The organism is Nocardiopsis dassonvillei subsp. dassonvillei DSM 43111 (assembly GCF_000092985.1).
Classification (GTDB): domain Bacteria; phylum Actinomycetota; class Actinomycetes; order Streptosporangiales; family Streptosporangiaceae; genus Nocardiopsis; species Nocardiopsis dassonvillei.
In genome coordinates, this window is the sequence record NC_014210.1 from 2,425,675 (window position 1) to 2,446,792 (window position 21,118).

Genomic DNA, 21,118 nt, shown 5'->3' on the forward strand with positions numbered 1-21,118 from the left:
GCGGGTCGCGCCGACGGCACTTCCGGTCACGAGCCCAGCCCCCGGGGGTTGGGCTCGTTAGGCTGGGGTCCAGTGCACCCGAGCGAAGAGGCGGCGCCCATGGGCCCGGTGGTGGAGTCGGTCAGCTGCGGTTCCGGACACACCTTCAGCAAGGAGGTCCTGCCACGGATCCGCCTTCTGGCCGGGCTGGGCGTGGAGGGTGACGCCCACCTGGGCGCCACCGTTCAGCACCTGTCCCGGATCGCGGTGAATCCCGACCAGCCCAATCTGCGCCAGGTCCACCTGGTGGCCGCCGAACTCCTGGAGGAGGTCGGCGAGGCGGGATTCGCGGTCTCCCCGGGCCAACTGGGCGAGAACATCACCACCCGCGGTCTGGACCTGCTGTCCCTGTCCGCGGGCACCGTCCTGTCCTTCGGTGACGGGGCCAGCGTGCGGGTCACCGGCCTGCGCAATCCCTGCGCGCAGATCGACGGTTTCTCCCGGGGGCTGCTCAAACAGGTTCTGCGCCGCGGGGAGGACGGCACCGTGGTGCGCAGGGCCGGAGTCATGGGCGTCGTGCTGACCAGCGGCACCGTCGAACCCGGTACGCCGGTGCGCGTGCGGGTGCCCCGGGGCGCCCACACACCTCTCGAACGGGTGTGAGGGGAAGTCCTCAAGGTCTTCGACGCCCGTGAGGCCGACAGCTCGGTTCGGCGTGCCGGGCGGCGCGTTCGCCGACGTACTTCTCCGCGCAGGCGCTGCGGCGGATCAGGGCCGAGCGCGACCCGCAGGGCGCGGTCCAACCACCCCGTGCCGGGCTGAGGCGGTCACGGTCCGGGCGGCCACTGCCCGGACCGTGGCCGGTGCCTCAGCTCTCGCCGCGCCGCAGGAGGCGGTCGTGGCGCTGGCGGGCGGCCTGGGCCGAGCCCAGCCCGAGGCCGAAGGCGATCTCCTGCCAGGTCATGCCGCGCCCCTTGGACATCTGCAGCAGTCCGGCCTCCAGCTGGTCGAACTCGGCGCGCGCCCAGGGCACCAGGGTCAGGGCGGCGGTGAGGTCGTCCTGGTCCACGGCCGGAGCGTCGGGGTCGGGCTGGGCGCCGCCCGCGGCCAGGTCGGCGACGCGCCGCAGGGCGTCCAGGGGCGCCATGGGCATGCGCGCCTCGTCCCAGCGCGTGCGGTGCTCGCCGGTGGCGTGGCGTTCGGTGATGCGCAGCAGCGCCTCATGGGTGCGCATGCGGCGGGCGCTTCGCGGGTCGGGTCGGGTGAAGGCGCTCTCGTGCTGTTCCTCGCTCATGCCTCCAGGATGAGGGCGCAAACACCCTGTTGTCAACTAATGGTTTTCAACGACTTGTTCACTCCGGGTTCCGGTCGGCCAGGAACTCCGCGAAGGTCACCTTGCCCACCGCCCGGTCCGGGGCCAGGTGGCCTCCGGCGCGGTAGGCGGCGAAGACGGCGCCCGGCAGGCGTACGGGCACCGTCCGCAGGTCCGTCCCCGCCCAGCGCTGGTAGGCCGCGGCCAGGTCGCGGAAGGACTCCACGCGCGGGCCGCCCATGTCCGCCACGCGCCCGGCCGGAGGACGGTCGGCCAGGTGGGCCAGGCGGGAGGCGACCTCCTCGACCGCCACGGGCTGCACGTCCACGTCGGGGACGGGCATGAGGGGCAGGCGGGCCGCGCCCGCGCACAGCCTGCGCACCAGGTCGTGGAACTGGGTGGCGCGCAGCACCGTCCACCCCAGACCGGAGGCCGCCAGCGCGCTCTCCACGGTGTGCTTGGTCCCGTAGTAGCCCAGCGGAACCCGGTCCACGCCGACGATGGAGACGTAGACCAGGTGCGCCACACCCGCCTCGCGGACCGCGCGGATCAGGTGGGTGGCCGCCTCGATGTCGCCGCCCGAGGGCGTGCTGGCGCAGTGCACGACGGTGTCCACGCCCTGGACCGCGTCGGACAGCCCGGTGCCCCGGCGCAGGTCCACGGCGAAGGACGCGGGGTCCTCCGGATCGGGGTGGCGGCTCAGGCTGCGCACCTGGTGCCCGGCCCGGCGCAGGCGTTCCACGACGGGCCGTCCCAGGGTGCCGGTACCGCCGGTGACGAGGACTGTCTTCATGGGCGCTCCTTCGCTTCCCGGAGGACCCATGCTAGGTCTCGGGGGGCCGGGCGCGTCGGTCCCCGCTGGGACGCCCCCGGGCGTGTCCGCGGCGGGGCGCGCCGCCGACCGCCCTGACCAGGGGGCGGTGGTGTCTTCGGCGCCCGGTGTCCGGTTAGAGTGCTGGCGGCGTCGGCGCAGCGGAGCGGCCGAGCGAGCGGTGAGGGAGTGTGCCCATGTCCGGGATCGCCGGGAGACTGACGGCAGCGGTCGGCGCGGAGCAGGTGGTCACCGACCCCGCCGTTCTTGAGGGCTACTCCCACGACGAGGCCGAGTGGGCTCCCCACGGCAGCCCGGCCGCGCTCGTGCGCCCCCGCCACACCCAGGACGTGGCGGCCGCGGTGGCCGTGTGCGCGGAACTGGGCGTCCCCGTGGTCGGGCGCGGAGCCGGGACGGGGCTGTCGGGTGCGGCCAACGCCGTGGACGGCTGGGTCGTGGTCTCCTTCGAGCGGATGAACCGTGTCCTGGAGGTCGACCCCGTACAGCAGACCGCCACCGTGCAACCGGGCGTGGTCAACAACGACCTGCGCGAACGGGTGGCCCGGGACGGCCTGTGGTACCCGCCGGACCCGGCCTCCGCGCCCTGGTCGACCATCGGCGGCAACGTGGCCACCAACGCGGGCGGCCTGTGCTGCGTCAAGTACGGGGTCACCCGCGACTACGTGCTGGGCATGGAGGCGGTCGTGGGCTCGGGCGAGGTGGTGCGGCTGGGCCGGACCACCGCCAAGGGCGTGACCGGCTACGACCTGTGCGGGCTCATGGTGGGCTCGGAGGGGACGCTGGGCCTGGTCACCGAGGTGACGCTGCGGATGCGGCCGCTGCGTACCGGCACCGAGCACACCGTGGTGGGCTACTTCGACTCCCTGGTGGAGGCCGGCAGGGCCGTCGCGGCGGTCTCGGCGGCCGGGGTGGTGCCCTCGGCGATGGAGCTGATCGACCGGTTCTGCCTCCAGGCGGTGGACGAGTGGAAGAACATGGGCCTGTCCGCCGAGGGCGAGGTGCTGCTGCTGGCGCGCAGCGACCAGCCCGGGGCGGCGGGCGAGGAGGAGGCCGACCGCATCCTGGCGTGCTTCGAGGCGGAGGGCGCGGTCTACGCGGTGCGCTCCACCGACGAGGAGGAGGCCGAGGCCCTGTTCGAGGCCCGCCGCCTGGCCTACCCGGCGCTGGAGCGGCTCGGCCCGCTGCTGACCGAGGACATGTGCCTGCCCAAGGCGAAGGTGCCCCTGATGCTGGAGCGCATCGAGGCGATCGGCAGGCGCTTCGACACCCGCATCGGCAACATCGCGCACGCCGGTGACGGCAACCTGCACCCGCTGTTCATCGTCCCGGCCGGTGACGAGGACGCCAAGAAGCGCGCACAGGAGGCCTTCGAGGTGATCGTGGACGAGGCGATCGCCCTGGGCGGCACGGTCACCGGCGAGCACGGCGTGGGCCTGCTGAAGATGCGCGGCGCCGCCCGGGAGATGGGCCCGCACGTGCTCGCCATGCACCGGGCCGTCAAGGACGCCCTGGACCCGCGGGGCATCTTCAACCCGGGCAAGGTCTTCGCCGCGTCGTAGCCGACGGGGGCCGACCGCGCGGGGCCGGGCGCGGGCGGGCCGCGGACGGCGGGGTGCGGGGTCGTGAGAAGGGTGGAACCGGTCGGGGAGCGGGCGGCGTCTCAGTGGGCAGGAACCGCACCGCGCACGAGGAGACCCCCATGGAGACCACCACCGTCCTGGTTCTGGTGATCGCGGCCCTGGTGGTCGTCGGCGTGGTCGGAGCGGCGGTCGCGGGCTCGGCCGCCGAACGCCGCCGCTCCCGCGGCCTGACCCTGTGGGCCTCGCGTGAGGGGTGGCGCTACGACCGCGAGCGGCCCGAGCTGGTCGACCGGTTCGAGGGCGTCCCCTTCCTGGAACGGCGGTCCAACGCCCGGGCCAGGCACGTGCTGTGCACCGAACTGCGCGGTCGCCGGGTCCTGGCCTACGAGTACGGCTACACCGCGCCCCATCCCCAGCAGCGCCACCGCACCGTCGCGCACGTGTACACCGTGGTGGCGGTGGCCCTGCCCGCGGGCGTGCCGCTGCTCCAGGTGGAGGAGGCGGGCACCGGAGCCGGTGCGCCCCAGCCCCGTAGCGGCGGCGCCCGCGCCTGGAGCGCGGGCGAGGCCGCCTTCGACGAGCGGTTCGCCGTGGTGGCCGCTGACGGGGCCTTCGCGGCGACCGTCCTGGGGGAGCCGGTGCGGGAGTGGCTGCTGTCGCGGGAGGGCGTGTGCCCGTTCCGCTTCGGCGGCCGGTACCTGGTGGCCTGGGAGCGCGGAGCACTGGAGACCGGCCGTGTACGGGAGCGCGCCGACGCGGCGATCAGCCTGCTGGAGCGGGTTCCGGCCGGTGTCTGGGAGAGCGCGCAGGACACCCTGGGGTAGGCGTCCCTCACTCCCCGGGTGCGGTACCGGCGAACGCGGTGCGCAGGCGGCGCACCCCCTCGGTGATCTCGGCGGTCCCGGCCGCGCCGCCGTAACTGAGCCGCAGGTGCGGGGCGGTCGGCTCCGCCGGGAAGTAGGCCTGGCCTGCGGCCACCGCCACCCCGGCGCGCAGCGCCGCGGACACGAGCGCGGCCTCGTCGGTCTCACCGGGCAGCCGCAGCCACAGGTGGTGTCCGCCCGCGGGCAGGTGCGGCGCCGCCAGTTCCGGCAGTTCACGCGCCAGGGCCGCGGCCATGGCCGTGCGGCGCTCGCGCAGGCCCGCCGCCACCGCGCGCAGGTGGCGGCCCCACGCGGGCGAGCCGACCAGCTCCAGCACGGCCTCCTGCAGGGGGCGCGCCACGAAGAAGCTGTCCACCAGCTGGATCGCGCGCAGGCGCCGCGTCACCGGTCCCCGCGCGGCGATCGCACCCACGCGCAGGCTGGGCGAGGTCGCCTTGGTCAGCGACCGCACGTGCACCACGGTGCCGTCGGGGTCCTCGGCCGCCAGCGGGGGCGGCGGAGCCGCGGCGTCAGCGTGCGCCAGGTGGCGGGCGAAGTCGTCCTCCACCACGAAAGCGCCCGCGGCGCGCGCGGTCCGCACCACCTCGCCCCGCCGGGCGGGGGCCAGGACCGTCCCGGTGGGGTTGTGGAAGAGCGGCTGGCACACCAGCACCCGGGCGCCGGTGGCCGCGAACGCCTGCTCCAGCAGGTCGGTGCGGATCCCCTCGGCGTCCACCGGGACGGGGACGGGCCGCAGGCCCGCGGCACGCGCGACGGCCAGCAGACCGGGGTAGGTGGGCGACTCCACCAGAACGGGCGCCCCCGGGTGGGCCAGGGCGCGCAGCGCGGTGGTCAGCGCGCTCTGCCCGCCCGCGGTGACCAGCACGTCGGCCGCGCCGACGGAGCCGCCGATCTGCCGGGCGAACCAGCCGCGCAGCTCCTCCACTCCTTCCGCCGGCGGGCGCGCCCAGGCTCCCGGCCGCCGTCCCGCCCGGGCCAGTGCGGCGCCCATGGCCTGCTCGGGCTGGAGGGCGGGGTGCAGGTAGCCGCCGTTGAACACGACGACCCCCAGGTCGGGCGGGGTCAGGGTGGCCAGCACCCCGGAGGCGTCCACGGTGCGCGGGACCGGTTCGCCGGAGGCCGCCGCCGTCTCGGCGCTCAGCGCGACCTCCTGCCAGGAGGTGTCGCCGACCGCGCGCCCGGGGACGCTCCCGCCCGCCCGGAACGCCCCGGCGCCGGGCCGGGTGACCACCACACCCTCGGCGACCAGCGCCGCGACGGCCCGCGACACGGTCACCGGGCTCACGCCGTAGCGCTCCACCAGTGCCCGACTCGACGGCAGCTTTTCGCCGGGGGAGTAGCGGTCGACCTCCCTGCGCAGGAAAACGGTCAGTTCCCGCACACTGCTACGCTGTTTCATGAAGGCTAAAGATAGCGCTATCGCACCGCCCGGAGTAGCGGTGCTCGGCGCGACACTGTGCGCCGCGCTCGGCGTCCTCGGGTTCTCGTTCACCCTTCCGGCCACCGCGTGGGCCCTGGAGGGCTTCGGTCCCTGGAGCGTGGCGGTGGTCCGGTGCGCGCTGGCCGCCGCGCTGGCGGGCTGCTGTCTCGCGGCGGTCCGCGCCCCGTTGCCCGACCGCGCCCACCGGCCGGGCATCGCCGTGGTCGCCCTGGGCTGCGTGGCGGCGTTCCCGCTGTTCAGCACGCTCGCCCTCCAGGTGTCCTCCACCTCCCACGCCGCGGTCGTGATCGGGCTGCTGCCGATCACCACCGCCGTGTTCGCCCTGCGCCGCGGCCCGGCGCGCCCCTCGCGCCGGTTCTGGGCGGCCGCGGTGTGCGGCGCCGCGGCCGTCGTCGCGTTCGCGCTGGTGCGCGGCGGCGGAACACCCGGCCCGGCCGACCTGTACCTCCTGGCGGCCCTGGTGCTGTGCGCCGCCGGGTACGCCGAGGGCGGTCGGCTGGCCGCGAGCATGCCGGGCTGGCAGGTGATCGCCTGGGCGCTGGTCGCCGCCGCGCCGCTGACCGTGCCCGCCGCTCTGTGGGCGCTGGCCGCCGAGCCGGTGGACGCCGCGCCGCGCGCGCTCGCGGGCATGGCCTACCTCGCCGCGGTGTCGCAGTTCGGCGCGTTCGTGGTCTGGTACCGGGGGATGGGTGCGATGGGGGTCGCCCGGGCCAGCCAGCTCCAGCTCGCCCAACCGTTGTTGACCCTGGTGTGGGCGGTGCTGCTGGTGGGAGAGCCGCTGACCCCGGCCGCGCCCGCCACGGCCGTCGTCGTCCTCGTGTGCATCGCCGTCACCCAGAGATCGCGCGGCTGAGCACGCGGATGGGCGCCAGCCCGGCACGGCGTGCGGCTCGCGGATCCGGCGGGTCAGGGACCGCCCAGGACGCGGATCTCATCCCAGGTGCGCGGTGTCGTTGAAGGCCAGCACCGATGCCGGGCGGCCCGGGGGGTAGCGCAGCACGGTCAGCGCGGCGTTGGCCGGGGCCAGGGTCGTCCAGCGCCAGGCGGGAGCAACGAGTGCGACACACACCAGCCATCCGACCAGGTAGGAGTGGGTGATGACCGCTTCGTGCCGTTCGTGCTCCCCCTCGACCGGGCCGGTGAAGCGCTCCAGCGCGCGGTGGGCCAGCGCGGGTCCGGGTAGGCGCTCGTGCTCGGGCAGGGAGGCGACGAAGTCGAGCACGCCGTCGGCGTGCTCCTGCGGCAGTTCCGCGCGCAGGGGCAGGTGGGGAGCGTAGTCACCCGCCTCGGGTGCCCGCACGGGAGTGGCGCCCAACTCCCTGGCGACCAGTCGCGCGGTCTGGGCGGTGCGGGCGAGGGGCCCGTGGTGGAGCCTGTCCACCCCGGCGCGGCGCAGGCGTCGGCCGAGTGCGACGGCCTGGTGGCGGCCCTTCCCGGTCAGCGAGCCGTTCTCGTGTTCGGCCTCGGCGTGCCGGGCCAGGTAGAGGTGGCGGGTCGCGGGCACGGTGGTCTCCTCCTGTGGGGGGCTTCGCCGGTTCGACTCCGCGCGGACGGGTCCGGTTCGCGCGGTCGAGCCCCCGAACGTGGCGTGCGCCTCCCCGGCGGGGCGTGTGAGAGGACGGCCTGCGCGGGTAGGGGCGCCAACGCGGCACGCAGGGTGCCGGAAGAGTCCAGCTGAGGGGGCAGCCATGGCCGACACGCTCAACGGCCGTCGGGTCGCGATTCTGGCCGCGGACGGGGTCGAGCAGGTCGAACTCGTCACACCGCGCAAGGCGCTGAGCGAGGAGGGCGCCACCATCGACCTGGTCTCGCTCAAGTCCGGGCGGATCCAGGCGATGAACGGCGACATCGAACCGGCGGACACCTTCGACGTGGACCGCGTGGTGTCCGAGGTGGGGGTGGACGACTACGACGCCCTGGTGGTCCCCGGCGGGACCGTCAACCCGGACAACCTGCGCTCGGACGAGAACGCGGTGGGGTTCGTGCGCGACTTCGTGGCCGCGGGCAAGCCCGTGGCCGCCATCTGCCACGGGCCGTGGATCCTGGTGGAGGCCGACGTGGTGCGGGGGCGCACGGTGACCTCCTACCCCAGCCTGCGCACCGACATCCGCAACGCGGGCGGGACCGTGGTGGAGGAGGAGGTGGTCACCGACCAGGGGATCACCACCAGCCGCAACCCCGACGACCTGCCCGCCTTCTGCGAGCGCATCGTCCGCGAGTTCGCCGCGAAGTAGGCGGCTCCCGCGAAGGCGGGAAAACGACGACGGGGCGGTGGGCGCCCGACCGGCGCCCACCGCCCCGTCGCGTTCGGGCGCGGTTACCCCTCTTCGGGCTTCTCGGGGTGGCGGCGCAGGTGGACGATGGCCGCGATGAGCCCGCCCCACAGCAGGATCATGGCAACGACCATCATGACGATCGCGCTGGTGGTCATCAGCGGTCCCCTTCCTTGGTCACGGCGTCCTCGGTGTCGGCGTCCTGGCGGGCCAGGGCGTCGGCGCGCTTCCAGGGGAAGAGCGAGACGACGATCCCGAAGACGATCGCCCCGATGGCCAGGCCCCATCCGGCGGCCAGCAGGAACCCGGTCGAGTAGCCCGCGTAGTTCTCGGTCAGCTCCGTGCGCAGGCTGTCCCACATCATGAAGCCGAGCAGGATCGGGGTGACCACGCCCAGGACGACCTTCCACCACAGGCCGAGCCGGATGGAGGAGATCGCGTTGGTGTGCTCCTGGAACATCGGCAGCCTGCGCGCGATCCAGCCGAAGACCACGATCATGACGAGTCCGGCCAGTGCGATGCCGTACTGGTTGATGAAGTGGTCGAACACGTCCAGGAAGTGCAGCCCCTCGGGCGTGGGGAAGAGCAGGATCGAGGCCAGCGCGGTGGCGCCGCCCACCAGCAGCACGGTCTGGACGCGGCCCAGGCCGGTGCGGTCCTGCACCGCGGAGATGATCACCTGGACGATGCTGATCAGCGAGGTCAGGCCCGCGATCACCAGGGAGCCGAAGAAGAGCACCCCGAACAGCGCGCCGCCGATGGGCAGGGTCGAGATGATCTGCGGGAAGGCGACGAAGGCCAGTCCGATGCCGTTGGCGGCGACGTCCTCGACCCCGGTGCCCGCGGCGGTGGCCATGAAGCCCAGGGCGGCGAACACGCCGATGCCCGCGAGCAGCTCGAAGGAGCTGTTGGCGAAGCCCGCCACCATCGCCGAGCCGGTCAGGTCGGCCCTGCGGCGCAGGTAGGAGGCGTAGGTGACCATGATGGCGAAGCCCACGGACAGGGAGAAGAAGATCTGCCCGTAGGCGGCGATCCAGACGCTGCCGTCGAGCATCGCGCCCCAGTCGGGCGTGAACAGGGCGTTCAGACCGGTCGCGGCCCCGTCCAGGGTGAGGGCCTGCACGACCAGGACCAGGAACAGCACCACCAGCAGCGGGATGAAGACCTTGTTGGCCTTCTCGATGCCGTTGCGCACGCCCAGCGCCAGGATGAGCAGGACCACGGCCCACACGCCCACGAGTGGCCAGGCCACACCCGCGACGTAGCCCGAGACCATGCCGGGCCCCTCGCTCATCTGGAGGAAGTCCTCGAAGAAGAAGGCGTTGGGGTCGTCGCCCCACTGCTGCCCGATGGAGAACCACGCGAACCGGGCGGCCCAGGCCACGATCACGGCGTAGTAGACCGCGATGACGAAGCAGATGGCCACCTGCCACCAGCCGATGGCCTCGGCGGGCCGGGTGATGCGCCGGTAGGACAGCGGCGCGGAGGAGCGGTAGCGGTGCCCGATGCTGTACTCCAGGATCAGCAGCGGGATACCGGCGGTGAGCAGGGCGATGAGGTAGGGCAGCATGAAGGCGCCGCCGCCGTTCTCGTAGGCGATGTAGGGGAATCGCCAGATGTTGCCCAGACCGATGGCGGAACCGATCGCCGCCATCAGGAAGCCCGCGCGCGATCCCCACTGCTCGCGAGTCTGTTGGACCATGTTCAGGTCTCCTAAATCATCCCGTAGTTCGCGATCCGCACGGTAGCAGGAGTTGGCCTGGTCAGCATTGTGGGGCGGGGAGCCTGGCCAGGGTGTCGCCTCACGACGCTCCTTTCGTTTCCTTCTGTCCAGACTCGCACGATGGACAGAAACGACAAGGGGCGCTTACCGGAAACCTTCAGCCGACCTTGCCCGCGCGCGTGGCGGCGACTGCCGGGCGGGGCACCCGTGACGGGGGCCGACCGGTTTCCGGCGGGTGCAGGCCCGGGGCCGCGAAGGCGCGGCCGGGGCTCGCGGGTCGTGGCACGCGGACGCGCCGCCCCGGCGGGCCCCGGCCGACCGTCCCGGGGTTCTACGCGCCGCGGTGGCGCGGGCGCGCGCGCAGGCGCGCGTTGGGCAGCTCCGGAGCCGGGAGGGGTGCTCCGTCGTCGGTCGCGACCGCGGCGAAGCGCCGCCCGCCCGCGTCGTCGGCGTCCTCCCGGTCGTCCTCCCAGGCGCGGCGGGCCCGCACGATCTCGTCGTGGTCGCGGCCGACGAAGTTCCACCACATGACCAGGTCCTCGGTGAAGGGCTCGCCGCCGATCACCAGCACGTGCGCGGTCTCCTCGGCCCGCAGTTCCACCTCCGTGCGCCCCTCGCCCGCGTAGAGCAGCGCACCGGCCTCGACGGTGTGGCCCAGGACCCGCACGGGCGAGTCCAGGGGCAGGACGCCGTGTTCGAAGGACGCGTCCAGGGGCAGGCGCACCCGGGCCCCGGGTTCCAGCACGACCTCGGCTCCCATGAGCGGGGTGTGCACGCGGGCGGGGGAGCGGCGGCCGTCCACCTCTCCGGCGATCACCGTGACCCTGGCCCCCGGCGCGTCCGTGCCGGGCAGGTCGAAGGCGGGCAGGTCGGCGTGGTGTTCGAAGCGGGCCGGTCCCTCGCGGTCGTCCTCGGGCAGGGCGATCCACAGCTGGGCGCCGTGCAGCAGCGGCGGGGCGTCGGCGGGGGAGCGCTCGGAGTGGGCGATGCCGTGTCCGGCGGTCATGAGGTTGAGTTGGCCGGGGCGGACCAGCTGGTCCGAGCCCAGTCCGTCCATGTGGTGGACCGACCCCCGGACCAGCCAGCTCACGGTCTGCAGGCCGATGTGGGGGTGCGGCGGCACCTGCATGCCGGGGCCGTCGGCGACGCCGGTGGGTCCGTAGACGTCGGCGAAGCACCACGCGCCGACCATGCGGCGGTTCTTCCCGGGCAGGGCGCGGCGGACCAGCATGGCGCGCGGGCCGCCGAGCGGGACCTCGCGCGGTTCGAGGAGTTCGGTGTCGCCGGAGGCGGCGGTGTCGGCGGGGTCGACCTCTCCGCCGCAGACGCGCTCTTCGGCGGGATGGGTGTCCAGATTGCTCACCCTGCCGAAGGTAGTCGAGGCGGCTCCGGTCCGGCACCTGTCGGGGAACGCGCCCGGGGGCGTTTCGCGTCACCGTCGCGGGTGGGCGTGTTCGGCGGGGCGGGCAGGCCCCCTGCGGAAGGGGCGGGCGCGCCCCCGCCGGGGCGGACCGCGCCGGTGCCGCTGCCGAAGGGATGGCGGGTGTCGCCGACGTGGGTCCCGGGGCCCACGGTCCGCCTCGCGGGGGCCGGTGTCGAAGCGCTTCGCGTCGTGGCAGGTCCGGGGCCCCTCTGGTGCGCGGGGGTGTTTTTGCCGTAGGCTGGAAAGCGCTTTCATACGGAAAGGTGGTAACAACCCATGGGTGATCACGTGCTGGGTGTCGCCATGAACGGCGTCACCGGACGCATGGGGTACAGGCAGCACCTGACCCGGTCTGTCCTGGCCATCCGGGAGGCGGGCGGCGTACGCCTGCCCGACGGCTCCCGGATCATTCCCGAGCCCGTCCTGGTCGGACGCTCCGAGCACAAGCTGCGCGAGATCGCCGAACGCCACGGAATCGAGCGCTGGTCCACCGACCTGGACGGTGTGCTCTCCGACGACGACATCACGGTCTACTTCGACTCGCAGATCACACACGCCCGCGAGGCCGCCGTGCGCGCGGCCATCGCCGCGGGCAAGCACGTCTACGTCGAGAAGCCCACCGCCAGCACGCTCAGCGCCGCCCTGGAGCTGGCCAAACTGGCCCGCGACGCGGGCGTGCGCAACGGCGTGGTCCAGGACAAGCTCTTCCTGCCCGGCCTGCTCAAACTGCGCAGGCTGGTCGAGAGCGGCTTCTTCGGCCGGATCCTGTCGGTGCGCGGCGAGTTCGGCTACTGGGTCTTCGAGGGCGACTGGCAGCCCGCCCAGCGCCCCAGCTGGAACTACCGCGCCGAGGAGGGCGGCGGCATGGTGCTGGACATGTTCCCGCACTGGCACTACATCCTGGAGCACCTGTTCGGCCCGGTGCGCGCGGTCACCGCCAAGGTGGCCACCCACATCCCGCGCCGCTGGGACGAGGAGGGACGGCCCTACGAGGCCACGGCCGACGATTCCGCCTACGGCATCTTCGAGCTGGACGGCGGCGTCATCGCCCAGATCAACTCCTCCTGGAACGTGCGCGTGGCCCGCGACGAACTCGTGGAGTTCCAGGTCGACGGCACCCACGGCAGCGCCGTGGCGGGACTGCGCTCCTGCCGCGCCCAGCACCGCTCGGCCACGCCCAAGGCGGTCTGGAACCCCGACCTGGAGGACCTGGGGCGCTACCGGGAGCAGTGGGAGCCGGTGCCCGACAACACCGAGTTCCCCAACGGGTTCCGCGCCCAGTGGGAGGACTTCCTGCGCCACGTGGTCCTGGACACCCCCTTCCCGCACGACCTGCTCTCGGGCGCGCGCGGCCTCCAGATGGCCGAGGCCGGACTCCAGTCGGCGCGCACCGGCCGCACGATCGAACTGGACGAGGTCACCCTCGCATGAGCACACTCCTGCTACCCGCCGCCGACGGCACCGCCGCCCCCTACACCCTGAGCGGCACCCCCGTCGACGCCTCCCCGCTTCCCCCCGCCCGCTCGCGTACGGCCTACGCGGCGGCCCACGTGGTCGCCGACCCCCTGGCGGCCAACGCCCCCGGCGCCCCGGCCCGCCTGGACTGGGAGGCCACCCTGGCCTTCCGCCACCACCTGTGGGACCAGGGCCTGGGCGTGGCCGACGCCATGGACACCGCCCAGCGCGGCATGGGCCTGGACTGGGCGGCCACCGCCGAGCTGATCCGCAGGTCGGGTGCGGAGGCCGCCTCGCGCGGCGCCGCCCTGGCCTGCGGGGTGGGCACCGACCAGCTCGACCTTTCGCAGGCCGATCTGGAAAGCGTTATCACCGCGTACGGTGAGCAGCTCGACGTCGTCCAGGGCGCCGGAGCCACCCCCATCCTCATGGCCTCGCGCGCCCTGGCCGCGGTCGCCTCGGGCCCCGACGACTACGCCAAGGTCTACGCCGACCTGCTGGGCCGGGCCGACCAGCCCGTCATCCTGCACTGGCTGGGCACCGCCTTCGACCCGGCCCTGGCCGGGTACTGGGGCTTCGCCGACCCGGCCGAGGCGATCGAGCCGGTGGCGGCCCTGATCGCCGAGCACGCGGCGAAGGTGGACGGCATCAAGGTCTCCCTGCTCGACGCCTCGCTGGAGGTGCGGCTGCGGCGGCTGCTGCCCGAGGGCGTGCGCCTGTACACCGGCGACGACTTCAACTACCCCGACCTCGTCCTGGGCGACGAGCAGGGCCACTCCGACGCCCTGCTGGGCGTCTTCGCCGCCATCGCCCCGGCCGCCGCCCGCGCGCTGGCCGCCCTGGACGAGGGCGACACCGCCCGGTACCGGGCCCTGATGGACCCCACGGTCCCGCTGGCCCGGCACCTGTTCACCGAGCCCACCTTCTACTACAAGACCGGCGTGGCCTTCCTGGCCTGGCTCAACGGCCACCAGAAGGGCTTCCACATGGTGGGCGGGCTGCACAGCGCCCGCGACCTGCCCCACCTGGCCCAGGCGGTGCGCCTGGCCGACGCCGCCGGGGCCCTGACCGACCCCGACCTGGCCGCGGCACGCATGCGGGCGCTCCTCCAGGTGTCAGGAGTGGACCAGTGAGCACCATCCCCGAGGGCGCCGCGGCGCCCCCCACGCCGACGGCCGCGCCCGCGGCCACCGTCGCGGCGGTCGTACCCGGCGCGGTGGACGTGCCCTCCGGGCAGCCCGCCGCGGTGCCCACCCCCGAACCGGGCGACCCGCGCCTGGCACGGCTCTCGCTCAACCAGGCCACCGTCAAGTACTGGAACCTGACCCAGGCCGTGGACGGCTGCCTGCGCGCCGGACTGCCCGCCATCGGGACCTGGCGCGAGCCGGTCGCCGAGATGGGCCTGGCCAAGGCCGCCGCCCTGCTGCGCCGGGCCGGGCTGCGCGTGTCCTCGCACTGCCGAGGCGGCTTCCTCACCGGCCCGGACCGGGCCGCGGCGCTGGAGGACAACCGGCGCGCCGTCGACGAGGCCGCCGAACTCGGCGCGCCCTGCCTGGTCATGGTCGTGGGCGGTATGCCCGACGGCGAGCGCGACCTGGTCGGCATCCGCGAACGGGTGGCGGACGGCATCGCCGAGCTGGCGCCCTACGCCCTGGAGCGGGGGGTACAGCTCGCGCTGGAGCCCCTGCACCCGATGTTCTGCGCCGACCGCGCCGTGCTCTCCACACTGGGCCAGGCCCTGGACCTGGCCGAACGCTTCGACGCGGCCGCCGTCGGCGTGGTGGTGGACGCCTACCACGTGTGGTGGGACCCCCAGGTGTGGGAGCAGATCGCCCGCGCCGGGGCGGGCGGGCGCATCGCCTCCTTCCAGGCCTGCGACTGGGAGCTGCCCATCCCCGCCGACGCCCTGCTGGGGCGCGGCATGGTCGGCGACGGCCACGCCGACGTGCGCGCCCTGCGCCGCGCGGTGGACGCGGCCGGTTACGACGGCGACATCGAGGTGGAGATCTTCAACGAGCGGATCTGGTCGGCCGACGGCGACGACGTCATCGCCACCCTGGCCCGACGCCACGTCCAGCACGTCCTGTGAGGCCCCCGGGGGCGCACGCGCGCCCCCGGTCCCCCCGAGCTCAAGGAGCAAGCATGAACTTCGACGGAATCCTCTTCTTCCCCCTGACCCCCTTCGACTCCGAAGGCGAAGTGAACGAGGACGTGCTGGCCGAGCACGTCGCCTCGGGCGTGGAGCACGGCGCGGGCGGGGTGTTCGCGGCCTGCGGCACCGGTGAGGTGCACGCCCTGTCGGCCGCCGAGCACGCCGCGGTGGTGCGGCGGTCGGTGGAGGTCACCGCGGGCCGCGTGCCGGTGGTGGCCGGTGCGGGCGGCAGCGTGGGCACCGCCATCGAGCAGGCCCGCGCGGCCCGCGAACTGGGCGCGGACGCGATCCTGCTGCTGCCGCCCTACCTGGTGGGCGCGCCGCAGTCGGGGCTGGTGGACTACGTGCGCACCGTGGTCGCGGCCTCCGACATCCCGGTCGTGGTCTACCAGCGCGGGTCGATGGTGTTCACCCCCCAGAGCGCGGCGGAGCTGGCCGCGATCCCGCAGGTGGTGGGGATCAAGGACGGGGTGGGCGACCTGGGCCGGATGCACCAGATCGTGATGGCGGTGCGCGACCTGCGCGGCGAGGAGTTCACCTTCTTCAACGGCCTGCCCACGGCGGAGCTGACCGTGGCGGCCTACCGGTCGGTGGGCGTGCCGCTGTACTCCTCGGCGGCGTTCGCGTTCGTGCCCGAGGTGGCCGACGCCTTCTACCGCGCCTTCCACTCCGGCGACGCGCTGGCCGACACCCTGATGCGCGAGTTCTTCGAGCCGCTGGTGCGGCTGCGCGACCGGACTCCGGGGTACGCGGTGTCGCTGGTCAAGGCGGGCGCGCGGCTGCGCGGGGTGGACATGGGCGGGGTGCGCGCGCCGTTCCGCGACCCCACCGCCGAGGAGGAGTCCGCGCTGGCCGAGCTGATCGAGACCGGCCTGTCCCTGGTCAAGGAGGGCTGAACGTGCGCGTCACCGAGGTCGGCGCCCGGGCCTTCCGGCTGCCGCTGCACCGCTCCTGGGACGGGGGCGTGGACCGCAACGACGTCGTGGTGGTGCGGGTGGCCACCGACTCCGGGCTGGTCGGCACGGGTTTCGCGTGGACCCCGCTGATCGGGGCCCGGGCGGTGGCCGCGCTGGTCAACGACGACCTGCGGCCCGCGCTGGTGGGCGCCGAGGCCCATCCGGCCCGGTGGGACGAGCTGCGCTGGCACCTGCGCGAGGCGGGCACCAGCGGGCTCACCCTGATGGCGCTGGCGGGGGTGGACATCGCCCTGTGGGACCTGCGCGCCCGCGCGGCGGAGTCGAGCCTGGTGGATCTGGTGGGTCGGCGCCGCGAGTCGGCGCCGGCCTACGGCAGCGGGGTCAACCTGGACTACTCCCTGCCCGACCTGGTGGAACAGGTGCGCGGCTGGGTGGAGGCCGGGCACGTCGCCGCCAAGGTCAAGGTCGGCTCGCCCGATCCGGCCCGGGACGCCGAGCGGGTGGGCGCGGTGCGCGAGGTACTGGGCCCGGACCGGCTGCTGATGGTGGACGCCAACCAGCGCTGGGACGTGCCCGGGGCGGTCCGGGCGCTGGACGCGCTGGAGGAGTTCGGCCCGCACTTCGTGGAGGAGCCCCTCCCGGCCGAGGACCTGGAGGCGCACGCCCGTCTGCGCGAGCGCACGCGGGTGCCCTTCGCCGTGGGTGAGAACCTGCGCACGGCCGCCGAGTTCGAGCGGGCCGTGGAGCTGGGGGTGTGCGACGTCGCCCAGCCCAACGTGGTGCGGGTGGGCGGCATCACCCCGTTCCTGCGGATCGCGGAGTCGATGGCGCGCCGCGGCGTGCCGGTGGCTCCGCACCTGTTGCCCGAGCTGTCGGGGCAGCTGGCGCTGTGCCTGCCCCGGGTGGCCATGGTCGAGGACATCGACCGGGCCTCCTTCGCCGCGCTGGGAGCGTTGGCCCGCCCCAGCGGGGTGGAGTTCGACCGGGGCCGGGTGCGCGCCGACACCGGCCACGGCCACGGCCTGGTGTTCGCCGACACGCTCACACCGGTCGCGGACGCTTCCCCCTAGCACCGGGTCGCGACCGGAAGGGGGCCGGGACGCCCCGTGGCGGTGGCGTCCCGGCCCTTTCGCGCCCTCCCGGTGCCGGGCGGGCGACGGGAGGGCCGCGGGGCGACCCGTGACGGGGCTCCGGCCTCGCGGCCACCGGTGGGCGGTTGCGCGCCCTCCCGCTGTCGGGCGGCAGGGGAGGCACCAGAGTAGGGGTACTCAGGGGGGCCGGGTGCGCGTACCGATGTAGGCGGGGCGGCCCGGTCCTAGATTCGGGGCATGACCTCCCTCCTGGTGGGCCACGCCGCGGCGGCCCTGCACTTCGGTTTCCTCGCCTTCGTCGTGTTCGGCGGCGCGCTGGCCTGGCGCTGGCCCCGGATGTTCTGGGTGCACCTGGCGGTGGCGGCCTACGCCCTGGGCATCGTCATCGTCGACTGGCCGTGCTTCCTGACCGAGATCGAGAACTGGTCGCGGGCGCGCACCGGAAGGGCGGTGATGGAGGACGGCTTCATCGACTTCTACCTGACCGGGAACCTCTATCCGCCCGAGCACCTGCTCACCTCGCGCCTGGTCATGGCGGGAATCGTGGCGCTCACCTGGGCGGTCGCGGGGTGGCTGGTCCTGCGCCGCCGTGCGGCGCTAAGGGCCGGGGTGTGAGCGGTCGGCGCCCGCCTCGGCACCGGACGTGCGGCGGCGGCCCGGACGGCCCGGGGCGGGCCCGGTCGGCTCGCCCGCGGCCCCCGCGGTAGGTTCTGGTGCGTCGGGCGCTCGCCGGGCCCGTCGCCCCCGATCGTTCGCGGACGGGCCGGGCGATCGGAAGAACCCCCTCGGAAGGCCGCCACGGTTCACGGTCCGACGGCACACCCAGCAAGGAGCCACGCGTTGAGCACCCCGCACGCCTTCCCCCTGGAGCCCGCTCCGATCCACGTGCCCGACGGGGTCCTGGACGACCTGCGCGCCCGCCTCGCGTCGACCCGTGCGCCGCTGGACGAGGGAAACGAGGACTGGTCCTACGGCGTCCCCGACAGCTACCTGCGTGAGCTGGTCGCCCACTGGCGGGACGGCTACGACTGGCGCCGGGCCGAGGCCGCCATCAACGCCCACGAGCACTACCGGGTGAGCGTCGCCGGTGTCCCGGTGCACTTCATGCGCGAGCCCGGCCGCGGACCCCGGCCGATCCCGCTGATCCTCACCCACGGCTGGCCGTGGACGTTCTGGCACTGGTCGAAGGTGATCGGCCCGCTCGCCGACCCGGCCGCGTTCGGCGGCGACCCCGCCGACGCCTTCGACGTCATCGTGCCGTCCCTGCCGGGCTTCGGTTTCCCCGGCCCGCTCACCGGCTTTCCCGACGTCAACTTCTGGAAGGTCTCCGACCTCTGGCACACCCTGATGACCCGGACCCTGGGATACGAGAAGTACGCCGCCGGGGGCTGCGACATCGGCGGGATCGTCTCCAGCCAGCTCGGCCACAAGTACGCCGACCAGCTGTACGGCGTCCACATCGGCTCCGGGCTGCCGCTCGACTTCTTCAACGGCCCCCGGGCCTGGGACTTCGCCCGGAACCAGCCCCTCACCGACGACCAGCCCGCCGACGTGCGCGCCCGGATCGTGGAGACGGACCACCGCTCGGCCTCCCACCTGGCCGTCCACATGCTCGACGGGGCCACCCTGGCCCACGGGCTGAGCGACTCGCCCGCCGGGCTGCTCGCCTGGCTGCTGGAGCGCTGGAGGTCCTGGAGCGACAACGGCGGCGACGTCGAGTCGGTCTTCACCAAGGACGACCTGCTCACCCACGCCACGATCTACTGGGCGAACAACTCCATCGCCACGTCGATGCGCTACTACGCCAACGCCAACCGCTACCCCTGGGTCCCCGCCCACGACCGCACCCCGGTCGTGCAGGCCCCGGTCGGCCTCACCCTGGTCACGTACGAGAACCCGCCCGGCGTCCACACCGCCGACGAGCGCGTCCGGGCGTTCAGGGAGGGCCCACAGGGCGCCTGGTTCAACCACGTCAACGTCACCGCCCACGAGCGCGGCGGCCACTTCATCCCCTGGGAGAACCCCGACGCCTGGGTGGACGACCTGCGCCGCACCTTCCGCGGCCGCAGGCCCTGAACGACACGGACACGGCCGGACCCGTCCGCGCCTCCCGGCGCCGCTGGCAGGGGACACCGCGGACACGGGGGCGGAGTCCTCGGCGGGGCCCGCCGCCGGAGCGGCGGCCGGGGTCAGGCGAGTCCGGCGTCGTGGGCCAGCAGCGCGATCTGGGTGCGGTTGTCCATGTCGAGCTTGGCCAGGACGTTGGAGACGTGGGCCTTGACCGTGGCCACGCTCATGTACAGCTGCGCGGCGATCTCCGCGTTGGTGCGGCCCCGGGCCACGGCCAGGGCCACCTCGTGCTCACGCGGGCTGAGCCGGGCCAGCGCCGTGCGGGCCCGCTCGTGGGACCCGGCCTGGACGGCGGTGCGGTCCATCAGGCGGCGGGTGACGCTCGCGGACAGGATGGGCTCGCCCTCGGCCACCCGCAGGACCGCGTCCACGATCCGCGCGGGCGGGGTGTCCTTGAGCAGGAAGCCGCTGGCCCCGGCGCGCAGCGCGTAGAGGATGTTCTCGTCGGTGTCGAAGGTGGTCAGCACCACGACCTCGGGCGGGGGCGTGCGCGCCCGCAGCCTGCGGGTGGCGGTGATGCCGTCCACCCGGGGCATGCGCAGGTCCATCAGGACCACGTCGGGCCGGTGGGCGTCGGCCGCGGCCAGCACCTCGTCCCCGTCGCGGGCCTCGCCGACCACGGCGATGCCGTGGACCCCGTCGAGCATCATGGTCAGCCCGCCGCGGACGAGGGCGTCGTCGTCGACGATCAGGACACGCGGCGCACGGTTCATGCCGGCCATGGTAGCCAGGCGTGCAGGTGGAAGCCCTCGGGTGTGCGCTCGTGGTCCAGACGCCCCCCGGCCAGGCGCACCCGCTCGGTCAGGCCGACCAGCCCGGTTCCGCTGCCCGGCACCGGAGGGGACCCCTCCCCGGCCGGTGCGGCCCCGGCGGGCCCGGTCACGGGGTTGCGCAGGTCGATCACCAGGCCCTCGCCGGGAGCGCCCTCCACGCGCACCCGCACCGGCTGGCCGGAGGCGTGCTTGCGGGCGTTGGTCAGGCCCTCCTGGACCAGGCGGTAGGCGGTGCGGCCGGTGGAGGCGGGAAGGCGGTCGGGGTCGGCCACCGCGTCGCGCAGCTCCACGCGCTCCCCGGCCCCGCGCGCCTCCTCCACCAGACGGGGGACGTCGGACAGGACCGGCTGTGGGCGCCCGCCCGCCTCGGGTTCCTCCTCGCGCAGCACGCCGATCACCTCGCGCAGCTCCTCCAGGGCCTGGTGGACCCCGGTGCGCACCACCCCGGCGGCGCGGGCGAGCTGCTCGGGCGGGGCGTCGGGCCGGTACTCCAGCGCCCCGGCGTAGGTGGCCAGCAGGGACAGCCGGTGGGCGAGCACGTCGTGCATCTCGCGGGCGATGCGGGTGCGCTCCAGCATCCGCGCCTCGGCCACCCGGCGGCCCTGTTCGGCCTCGGCCCGGCGGGCGCGCTCGCGCAGCGACATCACCAGCGCGCGGCGGGCCCGGGCCAGGGCGCCCCAGCCCACCAGAGCACCGGTGGCGATGGTGATCAGGGCCAGCCACCAGGCGTAGGAGATCTGGGCGCTGGGCTGGAACAGCCCCTGGACCGCGTGCGCGGCGACCGCGGCCGCGGCGACCGCGAGGGCCAGCGGCAGGGGGCGCCGGTGGGCGACCTGGAGCACGCCCAGCGCCGCCGCAGGGGTGGCGGCGGGGGAGAGGACGGCCAGGACGGCCGCGCCCAGCGCGCCGGTGACCGGCCACCGCAGCAGGACGGGGGAGAGCACGCAGACCACGAAGCCGACGGCCAGGTCCAGCTCCCGCGTCCAGGGCTGCGTGTGGCCCTCCCAGCGGGCCCAGACCGCCGCCGCGACCTGGAGGCAGACCAGGACGACCACGGCGGCCAGGGCCCGCGGCGAGCTGCGGCGCGCGGGCCGGGTCTCGTCGTCGATCGGGCTCGGCACCAGGTCAGCGTAGCTCCGGGTGTTCCCGCCCC

At 74.5% G+C, this 21,118-nt stretch carries 21 protein-coding genes; 12 read left to right on the forward strand and 9 right to left on the reverse strand.

Annotated features, from left to right (window positions below):
- Window positions 1–99 precede the first annotated feature (99 nt).
- Window positions 100–642: an MOSC domain-containing protein gene (locus NDAS_RS09920; RefSeq protein WP_013153038.1), complete on the forward strand. Its 543-nt coding sequence runs from the start codon at window positions 100–102 to the stop codon at window positions 640–642.
- A gap of 205 nt (window positions 643–847) precedes the next feature.
- Here NDAS_RS09920 and NDAS_RS09925 read toward each other — a convergent pair whose 3' ends face one another.
- Both NDAS_RS09925 and NDAS_RS09930 read right to left on the reverse strand, forming a co-directional pair.
- Entirely contained in the window at window positions 848–1,273 is a 426-nt protein-coding gene (locus NDAS_RS09925) for a hypothetical protein (RefSeq protein WP_013153039.1), read from the reverse strand.
- Between the two features lie 58 nt (window positions 1,274–1,331).
- The gene (locus NDAS_RS09930) at window positions 1,332–2,084 is read right to left on the reverse strand and encodes an SDR family oxidoreductase (protein ID WP_013153040.1); all 753 of its coding nucleotides are present in this window, start codon (window positions 2,082–2,084) and stop codon (window positions 1,332–1,334) included.
- A gap of 215 nt (window positions 2,085–2,299) precedes the next feature.
- Here NDAS_RS09930 and NDAS_RS09935 point away from each other — a divergent pair, with 215 nt between their 5' ends.
- Together NDAS_RS09935 and NDAS_RS09940 are read left to right on the forward strand one after the other, a co-directional pair.
- Complete coding sequence (locus tag NDAS_RS09935) at window positions 2,300–3,682, forward strand: FAD-binding oxidoreductase (protein WP_013153041.1); 1,383 nt, start codon at window positions 2,300–2,302, stop codon at window positions 3,680–3,682.
- A 140-nt stretch (window positions 3,683–3,822) separates the two neighbouring features.
- The gene (locus tag NDAS_RS09940; RefSeq protein ID WP_013153042.1) at window positions 3,823–4,527 is read left to right on the forward strand and encodes a hypothetical protein; all 705 of its coding nucleotides are present in this window, start codon (window positions 3,823–3,825) and stop codon (window positions 4,525–4,527) included.
- 7 nt (window positions 4,528–4,534) lie between these two features.
- On the opposite strand, the gene NDAS_RS09945 is transcribed toward NDAS_RS09940, so the two are convergent.
- Entirely contained in the window at window positions 4,535–5,986 is a 1,452-nt protein-coding gene (locus NDAS_RS09945; protein ID WP_013153043.1) for an aminotransferase-like domain-containing protein, read from the reverse strand.
- 40 nt (window positions 5,987–6,026) lie between these two features.
- Between NDAS_RS09945 and NDAS_RS09950 the strand changes: the two genes are divergently transcribed.
- The gene (locus NDAS_RS09950; RefSeq protein ID WP_013153044.1) at window positions 6,027–6,881 is read left to right on the forward strand and encodes a DMT family transporter; all 855 of its coding nucleotides are present in this window, start codon (window positions 6,027–6,029) and stop codon (window positions 6,879–6,881) included.
- A 78-nt stretch (window positions 6,882–6,959) separates the two neighbouring features.
- On the opposite strand, the gene NDAS_RS09955 is transcribed toward NDAS_RS09950, so the two are convergent.
- Window positions 6,960–7,532 (reverse strand): histidine phosphatase family protein, encoded by a 573-nt coding sequence (locus tag NDAS_RS09955; protein ID WP_013153045.1) that lies wholly within the window; start codon window positions 7,530–7,532, stop codon window positions 6,960–6,962.
- A 184-nt stretch (window positions 7,533–7,716) separates the two neighbouring features.
- Here NDAS_RS09955 and NDAS_RS09960 point away from each other — a divergent pair, with 184 nt between their 5' ends.
- Window positions 7,717–8,262 carry a type 1 glutamine amidotransferase domain-containing protein gene (locus NDAS_RS09960; RefSeq protein ID WP_013153046.1) on the forward strand — a complete coding sequence of 182 codons (546 nt, stop codon included), beginning with the start codon at window positions 7,717–7,719 and terminating at the stop codon, window positions 8,260–8,262.
- A gap of 83 nt (window positions 8,263–8,345) precedes the next feature.
- Here NDAS_RS09960 and NDAS_RS27955 read toward each other — a convergent pair whose 3' ends face one another.
- The 3 genes from NDAS_RS27955 to NDAS_RS09970 all read right to left on the reverse strand — a co-directional run bounded on the left by NDAS_RS27955 (window position 8,346) and on the right by NDAS_RS09970 (window position 11,387).
- Entirely contained in the window at window positions 8,346–8,459 is a 114-nt protein-coding gene (locus tag NDAS_RS27955) for a methionine/alanine import family NSS transporter small subunit (RefSeq protein WP_013153047.1), read from the reverse strand.
- Window positions 8,459–10,003 (reverse strand): sodium-dependent transporter, encoded by a 1,545-nt coding sequence (locus NDAS_RS09965; protein ID WP_013153048.1) that lies wholly within the window; start codon window positions 10,001–10,003, stop codon window positions 8,459–8,461. The genes NDAS_RS27955 and NDAS_RS09965 overlap by 1 nt, the downstream gene beginning before the upstream one ends.
- Before the next feature lie 352 nt (window positions 10,004–10,355).
- Window positions 10,356–11,387: a pirin family protein gene (locus NDAS_RS09970; RefSeq protein ID WP_013153049.1), complete on the reverse strand. Its 1,032-nt coding sequence runs from the start codon at window positions 11,385–11,387 to the stop codon at window positions 10,356–10,358.
- A gap of 336 nt (window positions 11,388–11,723) precedes the next feature.
- On the opposite strand from NDAS_RS09970, the gene NDAS_RS09975 reads away from it, so the two are divergent.
- The 7 genes from NDAS_RS09975 to NDAS_RS10005 all read left to right on the forward strand — a co-directional run bounded on the left by NDAS_RS09975 (window position 11,724) and on the right by NDAS_RS10005 (window position 19,138).
- Window positions 11,724–12,878, forward strand: coding sequence for a Gfo/Idh/MocA family protein (locus NDAS_RS09975; protein ID WP_013153050.1), 1,155 nt, complete (start codon window positions 11,724–11,726; stop codon window positions 12,876–12,878).
- Window positions 12,875–14,035: a dihydrodipicolinate synthase family protein gene (locus NDAS_RS09980; protein WP_013153051.1), complete on the forward strand. Its 1,161-nt coding sequence runs from the start codon at window positions 12,875–12,877 to the stop codon at window positions 14,033–14,035. The genes NDAS_RS09975 and NDAS_RS09980 overlap by 4 nt, the downstream gene beginning before the upstream one ends.
- Complete coding sequence (locus tag NDAS_RS09985; RefSeq protein ID WP_019607317.1) at window positions 14,032–14,991, forward strand: sugar phosphate isomerase/epimerase family protein; 960 nt, start codon at window positions 14,032–14,034, stop codon at window positions 14,989–14,991. The genes NDAS_RS09980 and NDAS_RS09985 overlap by 4 nt, the downstream gene beginning before the upstream one ends.
- A gap of 53 nt (window positions 14,992–15,044) precedes the next feature.
- Window positions 15,045–15,950: a 5-dehydro-4-deoxyglucarate dehydratase gene (locus NDAS_RS09990; protein WP_013153053.1), complete on the forward strand. Its 906-nt coding sequence runs from the start codon at window positions 15,045–15,047 to the stop codon at window positions 15,948–15,950.
- Window positions 15,951–15,952: 2 nt separating this feature from the next.
- Window positions 15,953–17,041: a mandelate racemase/muconate lactonizing enzyme family protein gene (locus NDAS_RS09995; protein WP_013153054.1), complete on the forward strand. Its 1,089-nt coding sequence runs from the start codon at window positions 15,953–15,955 to the stop codon at window positions 17,039–17,041.
- Between the two features lie 258 nt (window positions 17,042–17,299).
- On the forward strand, window positions 17,300–17,677 hold the full coding sequence (locus NDAS_RS10000) for a DUF2784 domain-containing protein (protein ID WP_013153055.1): 378 nt from the start codon (window positions 17,300–17,302) through the stop codon (window positions 17,675–17,677).
- 225 nt (window positions 17,678–17,902) lie between these two features.
- The gene (locus NDAS_RS10005; protein WP_013153056.1) at window positions 17,903–19,138 is read left to right on the forward strand and encodes an epoxide hydrolase family protein; all 1,236 of its coding nucleotides are present in this window, start codon (window positions 17,903–17,905) and stop codon (window positions 19,136–19,138) included.
- Between the two features lie 113 nt (window positions 19,139–19,251).
- On the opposite strand, the gene NDAS_RS10010 is transcribed toward NDAS_RS10005, so the two are convergent.
- Together NDAS_RS10010 and NDAS_RS10015 are read right to left on the reverse strand one after the other, a co-directional pair.
- Window positions 19,252–19,914, reverse strand: a complete 663-nt coding sequence (locus tag NDAS_RS10010) for a response regulator transcription factor (protein ID WP_013153057.1) — start codon at window positions 19,912–19,914, stop codon at window positions 19,252–19,254.
- Complete coding sequence (locus NDAS_RS10015) at window positions 19,902–21,086, reverse strand: sensor histidine kinase (protein ID WP_013153058.1); 1,185 nt, start codon at window positions 21,084–21,086, stop codon at window positions 19,902–19,904. Before NDAS_RS10015 ends, NDAS_RS10010 begins: the two co-directional genes overlap by 13 nt.
- Between the last annotated feature and the right edge of the window lie 32 nt (window positions 21,087–21,118).

Coding starts and splice junctions, on each gene's coding strand:
- NDAS_RS09920 (WP_013153038.1), top strand. CDS start 100: ATGGGCCCGGTGGTGGAGTCGGTCAGCTGCGGTTCCGGACACACCTTC.
- NDAS_RS09925 (WP_013153039.1), bottom strand. CDS start 1,273: ATGAGCGAGGAACAGCACGAGAGCGCCTTCACCCGACCCGACCCGCGA.
- NDAS_RS09930 (WP_013153040.1), bottom strand. CDS start 2,084: ATGAAGACAGTCCTCGTCACCGGCGGTACCGGCACCCTGGGACGGCCC.
- NDAS_RS09935 (WP_013153041.1), top strand. CDS start 2,300: ATGTCCGGGATCGCCGGGAGACTGACGGCAGCGGTCGGCGCGGAGCAG.
- NDAS_RS09940 (WP_013153042.1), top strand. CDS start 3,823: ATGGAGACCACCACCGTCCTGGTTCTGGTGATCGCGGCCCTGGTGGTC.
- NDAS_RS09945 (WP_013153043.1), bottom strand. CDS start 5,986: ATGAAACAGCGTAGCAGTGTGCGGGAACTGACCGTTTTCCTGCGCAGG.
- NDAS_RS09960 (WP_013153046.1), top strand. CDS start 7,717: ATGGCCGACACGCTCAACGGCCGTCGGGTCGCGATTCTGGCCGCGGAC.
- NDAS_RS27955 (WP_013153047.1), bottom strand. CDS start 8,459: ATGACCACCAGCGCGATCGTCATGATGGTCGTTGCCATGATCCTGCTG.
- NDAS_RS09965 (WP_013153048.1), bottom strand. CDS start 10,003: ATGGTCCAACAGACTCGCGAGCAGTGGGGATCGCGCGCGGGCTTCCTG.
- NDAS_RS09975 (WP_013153050.1), top strand. CDS start 11,724: ATGGGTGATCACGTGCTGGGTGTCGCCATGAACGGCGTCACCGGACGC.
- NDAS_RS09980 (WP_013153051.1), top strand. CDS start 12,875: ATGAGCACACTCCTGCTACCCGCCGCCGACGGCACCGCCGCCCCCTAC.
- NDAS_RS09990 (WP_013153053.1), top strand. CDS start 15,045: ATGAACTTCGACGGAATCCTCTTCTTCCCCCTGACCCCCTTCGACTCC.
- NDAS_RS10000 (WP_013153055.1), top strand. CDS start 17,300: ATGACCTCCCTCCTGGTGGGCCACGCCGCGGCGGCCCTGCACTTCGGT.
- NDAS_RS10010 (WP_013153057.1), bottom strand. CDS start 19,914: ATGGCCGGCATGAACCGTGCGCCGCGTGTCCTGATCGTCGACGACGAC.